The organism is Candidatus Zixiibacteriota bacterium, assembly GCA_019038695.1.
GTDB lineage: Bacteria > Zixibacteria > MSB-5A5 > GN15 > FEB-12 > B120-G9.
Genome location: JAHOYZ010000041.1, coordinates 1 through 15,586, shown reverse-complemented (window position 1 = coordinate 15,586; position 15,586 = coordinate 1). Strand labels below are relative to the sequence as shown.

Below are 15,586 nucleotides of genomic sequence, written 5' to 3'. Positions count from 1 at the left end.
ACGTGCGGCTTCGTGCGTTCGAACTTCTCCTTCGCCATGACTAAGACTTACCTCCCATCAGATACCTATCTTGTGCAACATTTTCTTCGATACTTCTTCCGGAACGGCGCTGTACCTGGCAAATTGCATCGTAAATACAGCCCGTCCCTGCGATATATTTCTCAGAGTGTTGGCATAACCAAACATCTCTGAAAGAGGAATAGTAACCGCAATAACTGTAGCTTCGCGCCGGGGCACCATACCGTTGATCTTACCCCTGCGGGTACTAAGATCGCCTACGACAGCCCCGGTATAAACTTCGGGGACAACCACTTCGACATCCATGATTGGCTCCAGTAGACGTGGTTTTGCTCGGCGAGCGCCTTCTTGAAGGGCTTGGGAACCAGCTACGCGGAATGCAACTTCCGAAGAGTCAACCTCATGGAAACTGCCGTCAATCAACTCGACATGAATACCGGTCATCGGATAACCAGCCAGGATACCATTATCCATAGCACTGCGTACGCCCTTCTCTACGGCTGGAATGAACTCGCGGGGAATGGCACCGCTGATAATCTTGTTCTCGAAAACAAAATGAGTGTCGCCTTTAGCGGGACGGATACGCAAAGACACATGTCCATACTGACCACGACCGCCTGATTGGCGAACAAACTTTCCTTCGCATTCGACCTTCTGCGTAATCGTCTCTTTGTACGCTACGGAAGGACGTCCTACTGAAGCCCCAACGCCAAACTCTCGCATAAGCCGATCGACAAGGATTTCCAAATGAAGCTCACCCATACCGCTGATAATAGTCTGAGCAGTATCTTCGTCCTGACGTACCAGGAAAGTGGGGTCTTCTTCGGCTAATTTAATCAGAGCAGCAGTCAGTTTATCCTGATCGGCCTGCGTTTTAGGCTCGATACTAACGGACACAACCGGTTCCGGGAACGACATTCGCTCCAGAACAATCGGATGCTTGACATCACAAAGCGTGTCGCCTGTGGTGGTCTTGCGCAACCCGATCGCGGCAACGATATCGCCCGCGTGGGCTACCTTAATATCCTCACGTTTGTTGGAATGCATTCGCAGCAAACGCGCGATACGCTCCTTGATGCCTGATGAGGGATTAAGCAAATATGAACCGGCCTTCATCTGCCCGGAATATACGCGTACATATGTGAGTCGTCCCACATAGGAATCAGTCATAATCTTGAATGCGAGAGCAGCAGTCGGCTCGTCATCGCTGGGACCACGAGTAAGCATCTTTTCGGAGTTATCGACCGCGTGTCCTATCATTGCGGGCTTATCCAAAGGCGAAGGGAGAAAATCGACTACGGCATCAAGCAACTTCTGGATACCCTTATTCTTAAACGAAGAGCCGCAGATAACCGGCACCATATCCAGAGCAATAGTAGCTCGTCGAACAGCAGCCATGACCCGATCAGCATCCAGAGGTTCATCATTGAGGAACTGTTCGAGAAGTTGGTCGTCATAATCGGCCACCGCCTCGAGCAATTTCTCACGATACTGGTTAGCTGACGCGCGCATATCCTCGGGCACCTCAAGGTCATCGTATGTTATCCCGGCGGAATCTTCATTAAAAACGCGGAACTTCATAGTCATCAGGTCAATAATGCCGCTGAACATCTCGCCCTGACCCGCGGGGATATTAACAGCCACACAGTTGCTACCGAAGCGCTCAATCATGGTTGCAAGGGTCAAATCGAAATCAGCTCCGGTGCGGTCCATCTTGTTAATATAGGCCACCCTCGGGACCTTGTATTTATCTGCCTGACGCCACACTGTTTCCGATTGCGGCTCCACTCCACCGACAGCGCAGAACAGAGCAACAGCTCCATCAAGCACTCGCAACGAACGTTCGACTTCAACGGTGAAATCGACATGGCCTGGAGTATCAATGATATTGACCGTATGATCTCTCCAATAGCAGGTGGTAGCAGCGGAAGTAATCGTAATCCCCCGTTCCTTTTCCTGCTCCATCCAGTCCATTGTTGCGGCACCGTCATGCACCTCTCCCATCCGGTGAGTTTCTCCGGTATAGTAGAGAATGCGCTCAGTAGTCGTTGTTTTGCCGGCATCAATGTGAGCCATAATACCAATATTTCTAACTCGTTCCAAACTCATAACACAGACACAAAAAATCCCTGATTGACCGTTCCAAACAGGCTGTACTCAAGTTAATCAGGGGGCGGTTGAACCTTGTTCAATAAACAAGGACGGGCTATACGAGAACCAGGCTCATAACCGCCACAGTCTTATCATCATCAAAACTAACTCCCAATCAATCAAGTTGCTCAGTAAGCCGATTCGTACAAACCGATGCGCGCACGTCTACCAACGGAAATGCGCGAAGGCCTTATTGGCCTCGGCCATTTTGTGCGTATCCTCCTTCTTCTTGATTGAGGCCCCTTCATTGTTCGCTGCCGCAAGGAACTCTGCTCCAAGCTTCTCAGCCATGGAGTTTCCACTCCGAGCTTTGGCAAAGGCAATGAGCCACCGGATAGCCAGTGCGGTACGCCTTTCCGGGCGAACCTCCACCGGGACCTGATAGGTGGCGCCGCCAACGCGGCGGGACTTCACCTCGAGCACGGGCCGGACGTTATTGACGGACTTGCGAAATAACTCAAGACCATCTTCGCCGGCTTTCTTAGCCGCAATATCGAGGGCACTGTATAGTATACGCTCCGCCGTGGAGCGTTTTCCACTCTTCATCAGACAGGCAACAAACCGACTAACCAATTTGTCGTCGTGTTTGTAATCTGCCACTCTCGGGCGCTTGCTTGCACTGTATCGTCTTGACATATCCTATCCGCTTACTTCGTCTTGGGTTTCTTGGTCCCATACTTTGACCGCGAGCGCCGACGATCGGCTACACCGGAGGTGTCCATGACTCCACGAATCACGTGGTACCGGACACCAGGGAGATCTTTGACACGACCGCCACGAATCATGACAATCGAGTGCTCCTGAAGATTATGACCCTCGCCCGGAATATAGGCGGTGACCTCGATCTGATTGGTCAAGCGAACTCTGGCAACTTTACGCAGGGCCGAGTTCGGTTTCTTGGGTGTCGAGGTGTACACACGGGTACAGACTCCCCGCTTCTGTGGGCAACCGCCCATAGCGGGTGTCTTGGTCTTCTCCAAAATCCGCTTTCTACCTTTACGAACTAACTGATTTATCGTCGGCACAATCTCTCCTAAAATACCTCATTCAAAAACAAAGCATAGAACGGCTAAGTTAATGCTATATCCAATTCTGTCAAGCGTTTTTATCAAAAATGTCTGCCACTGTCTTCGGCTCGTCGTCGTTACCGACGCTGATTCCGAAGATATCCTCGGCTTCCTCAATTTCCTCTTCCTCTTCCTCAACCACTACGTCGATAGAAGTGTATTTTTCGATGCCAGTACCTGCCGGAATCAGATGGCCGATAATGACATTCTCCTTCAGCCCCAGCAGATTGTCTACCTTGCCGGAAATCGCAGCTTCTGTCAGGACCTTGGTTGTCTCCTGGAAAGAAGCGGCTGAGATGAAACTCTCAGTCGATAACGAGGCCCGTGTAATACCCAGCAGGAGGGGACGCGATGTAGCTGGTTCGCCACCTTCGGCAATGACCCTAGCATTCTCTTCTGAGAACTTGGTCTTGTCTACTTTCTCGCCCTCAAGGAAATTGGTATCACCAACAGACTCAATCTGTACCTTCTGCATCATTTGTCGGACAATGACTTCGATGTGTTTATCGTTTATTTTCACTCCCTGCAAACGATAAACTTCCTGGATTTCGTTGACCAGGTAGGACTGCGCCTCATAGACACCGAGAATGTTCAGGATGTCGTGAGGATCGATGGCGCCTTCACACAACCGATCTCCCGCCTCAATGACATCGCCGGAGTGAATCATTAGATGTTTACCGTGAGGAATCAGGTATTCGCGCACCTCATCATGCTCTCCCTGGACTACGATTTGTTGTTGTCCACGGACGATTTTGCCCAATTCAGTCTCGCCATCGATTTCAGTAATGACAGCCGGATCGTGGGGTCGACGGGCTTCAAATAGCTCGGCTACCCGAGGTAAACCACCGGTGATATCGCGTGATTTAGAGATAACACGGGGCATTTTCACGAGTGTATCGCCGGCTTTTATAGATTGGCCGTCGGTCACCTGGAGCTGGGCATCAGTCGGAATTCGGTAGCTTCCAACTGTCTTCTCACCCTTCTTAATCACTACGGTCGGGAACAATGTTTTGTCCTTCGTCTCCACGATGATCGACTGGATCAAACCTGTCTGCTCATCGTGCGCTTCACGGAAAGAGACGTCCTTGATGATGTCCTTGTACTCGATTTTACCAGCCTTCTCAGCAAGGATAGTACCAGTGTAAGGATCCCATTCAAAAATCAGATCACCTGGTTTGACTGCCTGTTCATCTTTGACCAGCAGGTGCGCACCATAGGGCACTTTGAGTCTGGCCCGAACGCGGTCCTGATCGTCAATAACATGGATCTCGCCAACGCCTTCACGGCTAACTACCATTGACGTTTTATCCTCACGACCGATAGACTTGATTTTTTCGTACCTGATGGTACCATCAAACTTGGCTTCCACCTGCGACTGCTCAGCGATACGGGCAGCTGTTCCACCAATGTGGAAGGTTCGCAGGGTCAGCTGTGTACCAGGTTCACCGATTGACTGTGCCGCAATCACACCCACAGCTTCACCGATATGTACCATCTTCATCGTGGCCAGGTTGCGTCCATAGCATTGGGCACAAACGCCATACTTGGATTCGCAGGTCAACACCGAACGGATATGAACCTTTTCTACTCCAGCCTCTTCGATAGCCTCGGCCTCATGTTCCTCGATCTGAGAACCGGCCGAAACGATCAACTCCTCGGAAATTGGATCATAAACGTCTTCGAGTAGAACGCGCCCAAGAATACGATCGGCGAGGGAAATGATAACTTCCTCACCCTCCTTGATGGCCGAAACCTCAAGCCCCAGAATCGTACCACAGTCGAAACCGCGAATAATGACATCCTGGGCAACATCGACCAGGCGTCGCGTCAAATAGCCGGCATCGGCTGTCTTTAAAGCCGTATCCGCCAGACCCTTACGCGCACCGTGAGTCGAGATGAAGTATTCCTGAACCGAAAGTCCCTCACGGAAATTCGACGTGATCGGATTCTCAATGATCTCACCCACACCACCGGTGATCTTCTTCTGCGGTTTGGCCATCAAACCACGCATACCAGCCAACTGGCGAATCTGCTCTCGTGAGCCACGAGCGCCGGAGTCAGCCATCATGTACACCGGGTTGAATCCCCCACGGGTTTGAGCCAGATTATCAAACATGACATTGGCAATATCGGCCGTGGTGCGAGTCCAAATATCAATCACCTGGTTATAACGCTCACCATTGGTGATTACACCGCGTTCGTAACGCTTCTGAATTTTCTTGACCTCTGCCTCGGAGGCAGCCAGGAGTTTATCCTTATCGGGTGGCACCACCAGATCATCAATCGACACGGTTACGCCGGATCTTGTGGCATACTCAAACCCTACCCTCTTGAGTCTATCAAGAAAATCCACTGTCGCTGTCTGTCCCAGAGTCTTGAATGTCTGGAGAACGATCTCTTCCAGTCTTTTCTTGTTGGTGATCTCATTGACATAAGGAAGACCGTCAGGAAGAGCATTATTGAGAATAATTCGTCCCACGGTTGTCTTGATCACTTTGTGATCAAGACGTACATCAATTGAGGCGTGCAAATCAAGATTTCCGGAATCAAACGCTGACAGCGCCTCGTCGGGTGAATAGAAACACATACCCTCACCCTTGGCACCAGTCTTTTCCTTGGTCAGGTAATAGCAGCCGATCACCATATCCTGCGACGGAACCGCGACCGGTCGTCCTGAAGATGGTAACAGGATATTACTAGTAGCCAGCATAAGAATCCGCGCCTCGAGCTGAGCTTCAAACGACAAAGGAACGTGAACCGCCATCTGGTCACCATCGAAATCAGCGTTGAATGCAGCGCAGACAAGCGGGTGCAGACGAATGGCTTTACCCTCAACCAGTACCGGGTAGAAAGCTTGGATACCCAAGCGGTGAAGTGTAGGGGCACGGTTAAGCATGACCGGGTGATCCTCGATGATCTCCTCCAGGATATCCCAGACTTCAGGCTTTTCTCTTTCGACCAGTTTCTTGGCCGACTTGACCGTCTGAACGTAGCCCTTCTCTTCCAACTTCATGATGATAAAGGGCTTAAACAGCTCCAGAGCCATATTCTTAGGCAGGCCACATTGGTGCAATTTCAACTCGGGTCCAACAACAATCACAGACCGCCCAGAATAGTCGACACGCTTGCCCAATAGGTTCTGACGGAAACGACCCTGCTTACCTTTCAGAAGGTCCGACAGGGATTTGAGCGGGCGTTTGGAGTCACCACGCACTGAATGAGTACGACGGCCATTGTCAAAGAGCGCATCCGTTGCTTCCTGCAACATACGCTTTTCATTACGAAGAATGACTTCCGGCGCCTGGATATCAATAAGCTTCTTGAGCCGGTTATTCCTGTTGATAACACGGCGATACAGATCGTTAAGATCAGAGGTAGCAAAACGCCCACCCTCAAGTGGAACCAACGGACGTAGATCCGGCGGTATTACCGGAATCACTTCCAGAATCATCCACTCCGGTCGGTTATTGGATTGGCGGAACGACTCGACAATGCGCAACCGCTTGAGCACATCTTTCTTGCGTTGAACCGACGTCTCGACCTTCGCCTGAGCACGCAGTTCGAGCGCCATTTCATCGATATCTATCCGGGACAGAATTTCTCTCACAGCTTCGGCACCCATTCGGGCATCAAAGTCCTTACCAGCCTCGATCAGGTCGATCTGTTCTTCTTCTGTGAGAACATCCCCGACTTCATACGAGGAATTCCCCGGATCGATCATTAGATAGTTTTCATAGTAGAGGATACGTTCAAGTTCACGTATCGATAGGTTCACCAGGTGCCCAATCCGGGAAGGCAATGACTTGAAATACCAGATATGTGAAACCGGGACAGCCAGACTAATGTGTCCCATGCGCTCACGCCGAACTTTCGACTGCGTAACTTCCACCCCGCAGCGATCGCAAACGATACCACGAAAGCGGATTCGCTTATACTTACCACAATTGCACTCCCAGTCCTTGACAGGGCCAAAAATGCGCTCGCAGAAAAGACCATCACGCTCCGGTTTAAAAGAACGGTAGTTGATCGTTTCCGGTTTAGTAACTTCCCCATAAGACCACGAGAGAATGACTTCCGGTGAGGCCATCTGTATCTGGATGGCGACAAATTCAGCCGGTCCCTTCTTCTGTGAAGTGGCCTTTCCAGTGATATCAATCATGAGTCGCTCCTCATATTGCCATTACCACTCTTCAACATTAGTTTCCCCATTTCTCTGCCCATTACTTCTCGACCAGCTTTACGTCGAGGCCGAGTGCCTGCAGTTCCTTAACCAGAACATTAAATGCCTCGGGATATCCAGGCTCTGGAGAGTTCTCTCCCTTAACGATCGCTTCGTAAACACGGCTGCGACCAGTCACATCATCAGATTTAACCGTAAGCATCTCCTGTAACGTATATGCCGCGCCATAGGCCTCCAGCGCCCAAACTTCCATTTCGCCGAAACGCTGACCTCCAAACTGAGCTTTACCTCCAAGGGGCTGCTGAGTAACCAGAGAGTATGGACCAATGGACCGAGCATGAATCTTATCATCAACCAGATGTGACAGCTTCAGTATATAGATGTACCCTACGGTAATCTCATCATCGAAGCTGTCGCCGCTCATACCATCGTATAGCTGTGTTTTGCCACTCTCGGGAAGACCTGCTTCACGGAGTTTTCCCTTGATCTGTTCCAGGGTGGCTCCCTCGAAAACCGGGTTAGCAACGTGTTCACCCAAAGCATTCGCAGCCCAACCAAGATGGGTTTCCAGAATCTGACCGATGTTCATCCGCGATGGCACACCCAGCGGGTTGAGAACTATGTCCATCGGCGTACCGTCAGCCATATGAGGCAGATCCTCAATCGGTACAATACGTGATACAACGCCCTTGTTACCGTGGCGACCGGCCATCTTGTCTCCCACCGATATCTTGCGGCGAATAGCGACAGTCACTTTGACCAGTTGCTTGACACCCGGTGGAAGCTCAGCACCACGCACGACCTTATCAATCTCAATGTCCATCTGCTGGCGTTTGTCGGAGATGATCTTCCCAGCTGCCTCAATCACAGAGCTAACATTCCGGGCGGTAGTCTGCTCACGGCAGTATCCTTCCGGCGCCAAGGCATTTTCGACATCAAACTCGGCGAAAAAGCCTTCCTTGAACTTGTGGCCGGCCCTTACCAGGATACTGTTGTCGATGACCGAACGAATAGTTTGCGAGGCCTTACCAGCCAACAGCTCGTCCAACTTGGCGTTCCTCAGAGCCGTGATCTCGTTGATCTGCAAACTGACACTTTTCCTAATGGCGGCAACATCAGTCTTCTCCTGCTTCTTGGCTTCCTCGGTTCGCTCCTTCCGACTGAAAAGTCGTGTCTTGATGACCACACCCTTCATCCCGGGCGGGGCTTTGAGCGACGCATCACGCACATCGCCAGCCTTCTCACCAAAGATAGCTCTCAGGAGACGTTCCTCAGGCGATAATTCGGTCTCACCCTTGGGTGTAACCTTACCTACCAGAACATCCCCAGCCTCAACCTCGGCACCTTCGCGGATAATGCCCGTCTCGTCCAGATTGAGGAGCGCCTCTTCAGACACATTGGGTATTTCTCGCGTGATTTCCTCGGCCCCTCGCTTGGTATCGCGGACCTGGAGTTCATATTCCTCGACATGAATCGAGGTGAAAATATCCTCGCGAACAAGTCGCTCAGAGAGGATTATTGCGTCCTCAAAATTGTACCCCCGCCAGGGCATAAACGCTACCAGGGCATTGTATCCCAGAGCCAACTCGCCCCGATCTACCGCCGGTCCGTCGGCAATAGCATCACCGACTTCAATTTTATCGCCAATAGTGACCATTGGGTGGTACCCAATACAGGTATCCTGGTTAGAGCGACGGTATTTTGTTAGTTTGTACTCATCATTCTCTACCCAGCCAAACTGGCCAACACGCTGCTTGACCTCAGGCTTGATAACAATATGTGATGAATCAACGGCGATCACTTCACCGGCTCGCTTGGCCTTGATCACAGCGCCTGTATCCTCGGCCACTTTTCGCTCCATACCGGTCCCCACCAAAGGAGCCTCGGTTTTCAGGAGCGGGAGCGCCTGGCGTTGCATGTTGGAACCCATCAAAGCGCGGTTGGCGTCGTCATGCTCCAGGAACGGAATCAAAGACGCTGCTACCGACACAAGCTGACGCGGAGAGACATCCATGTAGACCACTTCATCGGCATCAACCAACGGATAGTCGGAACGACGCCGGGCGATGACCTTCTTGTTAACAAAACGGCCAGTTCTGCCCACTGGTTCATCACACTGAGCGATGTAGTGACGGTCTTCCTGATCGGCGGTCAAAAAATCAATTTTGTCGACAACCTTGCCCTTGGTAACTTTGCGGTATGGTGTCTCAAGAAAACCATACTGGTTTATGCGAGCAAAGGTCGCCAATTGCGTAATCAGACCGATATTGGGACCTTCCGGGGTCTCAATCGGGCACATACGGCCATAGTGAGTGTGATGGACATCGCGTACCTCAAACCCGGCCCTTTCACGCGTAAGGCCACCCGGTCCCAGCACTGAAAGACGTCGTTTATGCGTTAGCTCTGAAAGGGGGTTGGTCTGATCCATAAACTGCGAAAGCTGAGAAGATCCAAAGAACGTATCGATTACGGTTGACACTGTGCGGGCGTTCACCAACAACTGCGGCGTAACATTTTCCTGATCCTTCAGCGAAAGCCGCTCACGAATAGTGCGCCCGACACGAGAGAGACCAACCGAGAACAAATTGGACATCAATTCGCCAATGGTACGGGCACGACGATTACCAAGATGATCGATATCGTCGGTGAAACCCTGGTCGTTGACCAAACCGATAAGGTACTTCACAATTCCCACGAAATCGCTCTTGTCCAGCGTCGTCTTGTCAAGAGGCACGTCCATGCCCATCCGCCGGTTTATCATGTGGCGTCCAACCTCACCAAGATCATAGCGTTTGTTGTTAAAAAAGAATCTCTCCAACAACGCTTCGGCCATCTCCAGAGTCGGCGGCTCACCCGGACGAATCAGGGAATATATCTTTACCAGCGCTTCCTCGCGTGATTTTGTCGTGTCCTTGCGCATGGTATTAAGAATGACAAAGACTTCTCGCTCGTTGATATCGGGCGAGATGTGCTTAATAGTCTTGTAGCCTAAACCGATTAGCTTCTCGATAATCGTCGGCGTCAACAACTCACCAGGGCCAAAAAGAACCTCTCCGGTCTCAGTATTGATAAGATCCTCGGCCAAGACCGCATTCTCCACCTTCTTGTGATCAACCTTGGTGATGTTCACCTTGGTAACTTTATAGAATAATTCAATCAAATCTGCATCTGTTGAATATCCCAAGGCACGCAGCAGAGTTGTGACCGGCATCTTGCGGCGAGAGTCGATATAGACATACATGATGTCATTGATATCCATGGCAAATTCGACCCACGAGCCTCGATAGGGAATTATTCTTGCCGAATTAAGTCTCTTGCCGTTCGGATGGGTTTTCTCATCAAAAAACACACCAGGACTGCGGTGAAGCTGACTGACAACAACCCGCTCGGCGCCATTTATAACGAATGTACCCCACTCTGTGATTAGCGGTAACTCGCCCAGATAGACATCCTGTTCAATGATGTCCTTGACTTCCTTCTCCTCCCCCTCACCTTCGCGGCTGATGAGCCTCATGGTCACGCGCAAAGGGGCGGCATGGGATCTGTTCATAGCGCGGCATTCATCCATCGTGTATCTTGATGGGCCAAGATGATAACCGATATACTCCAGCGAGTATTTTTCGTGGACGTCAGTGATCGGGAAGATATCAGAAAATATCTTATGTAACCCGACCATTTTCCTCTCGCTGGGCGGAATGTCCATCTGCATGAAAGCGCGATAGGATGTGAGCTGAACCTCCAGCAGGTTCGGCATTGCAGTCGCATCTACATGCGATCCAAAACTTTTTCGATCCACCATTGCTTTTCGGGCCAAGGCGATACCCTCCTAATGCAAGACAAAAAAGCCCATCGAGCGCGGAACATCTCCGAGCCGGGCCAACAAATGGGCGATAGTAATGTAAACTTGCGGTGATCCTGTCATTCTTTCCATTCATCTCCAGACCAAATGGTCATAGGAGCCGCTTACGTGTTCAGTTCACCAACCGCAAAAAACAAGTCCGGGAATTTTGTCAATCAATCTCGTGTATGCAGTACAAACCGACCGGAAACAATCAATGTTCCCGGTCAGTTAAATTCACAAGTTCTACTTGATCTCAACGATAGCGCCGACTTCTTCGAGCTGCTCCTTGGCCTTTTCGCAGTCTTCCTTCGAAAGACCTTCTTTGACCTTACAGGGAGCGCTCTCGACGAGATCTTTGGCTTCTTTCAAGCCAAGAGAAGTGAGCGCACGGACGACTTTAATAACCTGAATCTTCTTGTCACCAATGCCCTGAAGCATGACATCAAATTCAGTTTGTTCTTCCTCGGCGGCAGGGGCAGCGCCGGCGGCAGCTACAGCCACCGGAGCGGCAGCAGTAACACCAAACTTGTCCTGGACGGCCTGTGATAATTCGGCCAGATCCATCGCGCTGAGCTCGGCAATCTTATCGACGATCTCTTCGATAGCTGGGTTCGACACGGTTTCTTACCTCATACTCTAAAATATTCACTTTGTATTTCTATCTGTATTGGCGACCAATCACAACTCCAAGCGGTGGGACTCACCGCCCAGAAGCGCGGAGTGCACCGGCACGCCAAATGTCCCGTTAATTGCCTTCTTCTTTCCTCTTCTCCGCCAGCGCATCGATTGTGCCGACCAGTTTGCGGAAGAAACCGTCAAAAGATCCTACCAATGAAGTAAACGGAGCCTCAATGGCCGCGACAACTCCAGATAGCAGTAGTTCTCTGGACGGCAGATCAGCCAGACGCTTGATCTCGGTGGCATCGAATTGCTTTCGTTCCAGCCAGAATGCTTTCATAGCCGGGAGCTTACGAGCCTTGAATGAGTCATGCAATATCTTCGCGGTCACAGCCGGATCGTCATTGCTAAACGCGATAGCGGTCGGACCGATTAGAAATTCATCAATACCTTCCACTCCAGCCTCGGCAGCAGCCAGACTGAGCAGAGTGTTCTTGGCAATGAGATATTTGATCTGGTTATCCCGAAGATCTTTTCTCAGTACCGTCATATCAGCAACAGTTAGGCCCTGGTAATCGGTGACAAAGAAGGAGTCAGATTCTTCAAACAGCTTCTTATAGTCGGCGACCGCAGCAACCTTTTCGGCAGTTGGCATAATTACGATCTCCTTTCCGTTACTTCTTCAAGTCAGCAAGAAGCTGAGCATGATCTAGTTTAATACCCGGGCTCATTGACGCACTCAAGGCGACGCAGAGTATATAGGCGCCCTTGGAGGCGTTTGGCTTCGCCCGAACAATTGCCTCGATAAAAGCTGAAACATTCTCACTGATTTTCTCAGCATCGAACGACAGCTTTCCGACCGAGGCAGCGATATTGGCCTGTTTGTCCACCCGGAACTCAATGCGACCAGCCTTAAGTTCACCAATGGCCTTGGTCACATCCATAGTAACAGTGCCAGTCTTGGGATTAGGCATCAGACCGCGCGGTCCAAGCAACTTACCTAAAGGACCCAACACCCTCATCATATCAGGCGTCGCAACTGCGACATCAAAATCAAGAAAGCCGCCTTTGACTTTCTCGGCCAGGTCTTCAGCACCAACGATATCCGCGCCGGCCTCAGTAGCTTCAGCGGCTTTATCGCCCTGGGCGAACACCGCCACCCGGATTTTCTTGCCCGTACCGTGTGGTAGGGCCACAGTTCCACGAACCATCTGGTCGGCATGCTTGGGGTTAACCCCCAGACGAATAGCCACTTCCACTGATTCATCGAACTTGACGTAGGAGCCTTCCTTAAGCACGTTGACAGCGTCAGACAAAAGATACTTCTGACTACGGTCAACCTTGCCTCGGTACTCCTGAAAAGTCTTTGAATGTTTCATATTCTCAATTCTCCCCGACTACGCATAAAGCGCAACAGGTGTTAGCGAATGTTTGTGTTTCCAACCTTCAGGCTACTTCAATTCCCATGGACCTTGCGGTCCCTTCGACCATCCTCATCGCTGATTCAATCGAGGACGCATTGAGATCGACCATCTTCTGAGTGGCGATATCTCGGACCTGATCTTTAGTAACGATTCCGACTTTGTCCTTGTTTGGTACCGCAGAACCCTTGTCGATCTTGGCAGCCATACGCAGAAGCGTTGATGCCGGAGGGGTCTTGGTAATAAACGAGAAGGACTTATCGACATACACGGTGATTATCACCGGTGTAAGGATTCCCTTGCCGTCCTGCGTACGGGCGTTGAAGGCCTTGCAAAACTCCATGATATTGACACCTTGTTGACCCAGAGCCGGCCCCACGGGTGGGGCAGGATTGGCCTTGCCAGCCGGTATCTGCAGTTTTATCTGACCAATTGCTTTCTTTGCCACGAGTGTTTACACTCCATCAATACAGACTAAAACGATCTATTTCTTAACTAATTCGACTTGTAAAAAGTCGAGCTCTACTGGCGTCGGTCGACCAAAAATGGTCACCATAACTTTGACCTTACGCCGCTCCATATTCAACTCACTGACAACACCAGAGAAATCGGCAAATGGTCCGTCATTGACTTTGACAGCATCACCCGCCTGAAAAGGAAAGTCGGTTGATTCCTCAGTACGACTGCGGTTGACCTGACCGACGATACGTTTGACCTCTTCCTCCCGAAGCGGCTGTGGACGGCCGCCGGCAGTGCCGACAAAATTCGTAATCCCCGGAGTAGACACGACCAATTCCTGAGTGACTTTATCAAGCTCTACCTCAACTAACAAATAGCTGGGCAGGAACTTACGTGTCGTAGTCGACCGCCGACCTTGTTTCATCTCGGTTACTTCTTCGGTCGGAACCAGAATCTCACCAAACTTCTCTTCGAGTCCCGAATTGACAACCGCCGATTCGAGATAACGTTTGGCCTTCTGCTCGTGACCGGAGAAGGTATGAACAACATACCAATTCTTTGCCATTGATTCCGTCACCCTCAAGATCAGGCGCCGCCTCCAAAAATGGCGTGAACACCGGCACCAAGTATACGATCAACGATACCGATGAAAATCGCCACGATCAACGAGACGATAACTACTACAATGGTCGAGCCGATCAACTCTTGCTTCGTAGGCCAAGTGACCTTTCTCAACTCGCCATTTACTTCCTTGAGAAACTTCTTAATCTTCTCCAAGGTACTCACCTCTAACTAGTACATATCTGCAGGCCAGGGAGGAATTGAACCCCCAACAACCGGTTTTGGAGACCGGTGCTCTACCAATTGAGCTACTGGCCTGTAAGAAAAAACCTGTTATCTTGTCTCCTTGTGCGGTGTATGCTTATCGCAATGCGCACAGTACTTACGAAATTCAACACGCTCCGGATGCAAGCGTTTGTTCTTCTTCGTATTATAGTTGCGCCGCTTGCATTCACCGCAGGCCAATATCACTCTATCTCGGGGCATGCTGCTACCAGCTTTCTTACTTTCGAGCCTTATTCCACGATTTCTGCGACGACGCCAGCACCCACTGTGCGGCCTCCTTCGCGAATCGCAAAACGTAACTCTTTCTCCATAGCGATCGGCGTTATCAACTCGACCGACATCGCTACATTATCACCAGGCATTACCATCTCAACATCTTTAGCCAAAGTCGCTACGCCCGTTACATCTGTCGTACGGAAATAGTACTGAGGACGATAACCTGTGAAGAATGGAGTGTGACGACCACCCTCCTCCTTCGTCAAGATATAGACTTCAGCCTTAAACTTCGTATGAGGTTTGATCGAGCCAGTTTTCGCCAATACCATCCCGCGCTCAATCTCATCCTTGTCAACGCCACGAAGCAACAAACCTACGTTGTCACCAGCTTCGCCCGAATCAAGCAACTTGCGGAACATCTCTACACCCGTAACTACCGTCTTGCGGGTGTCACGAATACCGACGATCTCAACTTCTTCACCCTTATTAATGATGCCACGATCAATACGACCCGTAGCTACCGTGCCACGACCCGTGATACTGAATACATCTTCGACAGGCATCAAAAAGGCTTTGTCGGTCTCACGCTTCGGCAAAGGAATGTAATTGTCCAGAGAATCCAACAACTCAAAAATAGACTTGAAAGCAGGATCTTCTAAAGTCTTAGACTCATCTGCACCAGCAGACATCGCTTCCAAAGCGGAGCCACGAATCACCGGAATATCATCACCGGGGAACTTGTACTGGCTAAGCAAATCGCGAACCTCAA

At 50.6% G+C, this 15,586-nt stretch carries 13 protein-coding genes and 1 tRNA gene; all 14 read right to left on the bottom strand.

The genetic code is table 11. The features are described from left to right. Positions 1-57: 57 nt before the first annotated feature. A complete protein-coding gene (gene fusA / locus KOO62_12235) occupies positions 58-2,127 on the bottom strand; it encodes an elongation factor G (protein ID MBU8934757.1) in 2,070 nt (689 codons plus the stop codon). Between the two features lie 207 nt (positions 2,128-2,334). Further along, positions 2,335-2,805, bottom strand: coding sequence for a 30S ribosomal protein S7 (gene rpsG, locus KOO62_12230; GenBank protein MBU8934756.1), 471 nt, complete (start codon positions 2,803-2,805; stop codon positions 2,335-2,337). 11 nt (positions 2,806-2,816) lie between these two features. Further along, the gene (gene rpsL, locus KOO62_12225; protein ID MBU8934755.1) at positions 2,817-3,194 is read right to left on the bottom strand and encodes a 30S ribosomal protein S12; all 378 of its coding nucleotides are present in this window, start codon (positions 3,192-3,194) and stop codon (positions 2,817-2,819) included. A gap of 70 nt (positions 3,195-3,264) precedes the next feature. Then, positions 3,265-7,395, bottom strand: coding sequence for a DNA-directed RNA polymerase subunit beta' (gene rpoC / locus KOO62_12220; protein MBU8934754.1), 4,131 nt, complete (start codon positions 7,393-7,395; stop codon positions 3,265-3,267). Positions 7,396-7,456: 61 nt separating this feature from the next. Next, positions 7,457-11,215 carry a DNA-directed RNA polymerase subunit beta gene (gene rpoB, locus KOO62_12215; protein ID MBU8934753.1) on the bottom strand — a complete coding sequence of 1,253 codons (3,759 nt, stop codon included), beginning with the start codon at positions 11,213-11,215 and terminating at the stop codon, positions 7,457-7,459. Between the two features lie 285 nt (positions 11,216-11,500). After that, complete coding sequence (gene rplL / locus KOO62_12210) at positions 11,501-11,875, bottom strand: 50S ribosomal protein L7/L12 (GenBank protein MBU8934752.1); 375 nt, start codon at positions 11,873-11,875, stop codon at positions 11,501-11,503. Between the two features lie 127 nt (positions 11,876-12,002). Further along, entirely contained in the window at positions 12,003-12,530 is a 528-nt protein-coding gene (gene rplJ, locus KOO62_12205) for a 50S ribosomal protein L10 (protein MBU8934751.1), read from the bottom strand. 19 nt (positions 12,531-12,549) lie between these two features. Next, the gene (gene rplA / locus KOO62_12200) at positions 12,550-13,254 is read right to left on the bottom strand and encodes a 50S ribosomal protein L1 (protein ID MBU8934750.1); all 705 of its coding nucleotides are present in this window, start codon (positions 13,252-13,254) and stop codon (positions 12,550-12,552) included. Positions 13,255-13,321: 67 nt separating this feature from the next. Then, positions 13,322-13,744, bottom strand: coding sequence for a 50S ribosomal protein L11 (gene rplK / locus KOO62_12195; protein ID MBU8934749.1), 423 nt, complete (start codon positions 13,742-13,744; stop codon positions 13,322-13,324). 36 nt (positions 13,745-13,780) lie between these two features. Further along, the gene (gene nusG / locus KOO62_12190; protein ID MBU8934748.1) at positions 13,781-14,320 is read right to left on the bottom strand and encodes a transcription termination/antitermination protein NusG; all 540 of its coding nucleotides are present in this window, start codon (positions 14,318-14,320) and stop codon (positions 13,781-13,783) included. Between the two features lie 20 nt (positions 14,321-14,340). Next, positions 14,341-14,532 (bottom strand): preprotein translocase subunit SecE, encoded by a 192-nt coding sequence (gene secE, locus KOO62_12185; GenBank protein ID MBU8934747.1) that lies wholly within the window; start codon positions 14,530-14,532, stop codon positions 14,341-14,343. Between the two features lie 29 nt (positions 14,533-14,561). Next, positions 14,562-14,634: transfer RNA gene (locus KOO62_12180), tRNA-Trp, on the bottom strand. 15 nt (positions 14,635-14,649) lie between these two features. Then, on the bottom strand, positions 14,650-14,802 hold the full coding sequence (rpmG, locus tag KOO62_12175; GenBank protein MBU8934746.1) for a 50S ribosomal protein L33: 153 nt from the start codon (positions 14,800-14,802) through the stop codon (positions 14,650-14,652). A 29-nt stretch (positions 14,803-14,831) separates the two neighbouring features. Further along, positions 14,832-15,586: elongation factor Tu (gene tuf, locus KOO62_12170; GenBank protein ID MBU8934745.1), on the bottom strand; the 755-nt coding region annotated here is incomplete at its 5' end.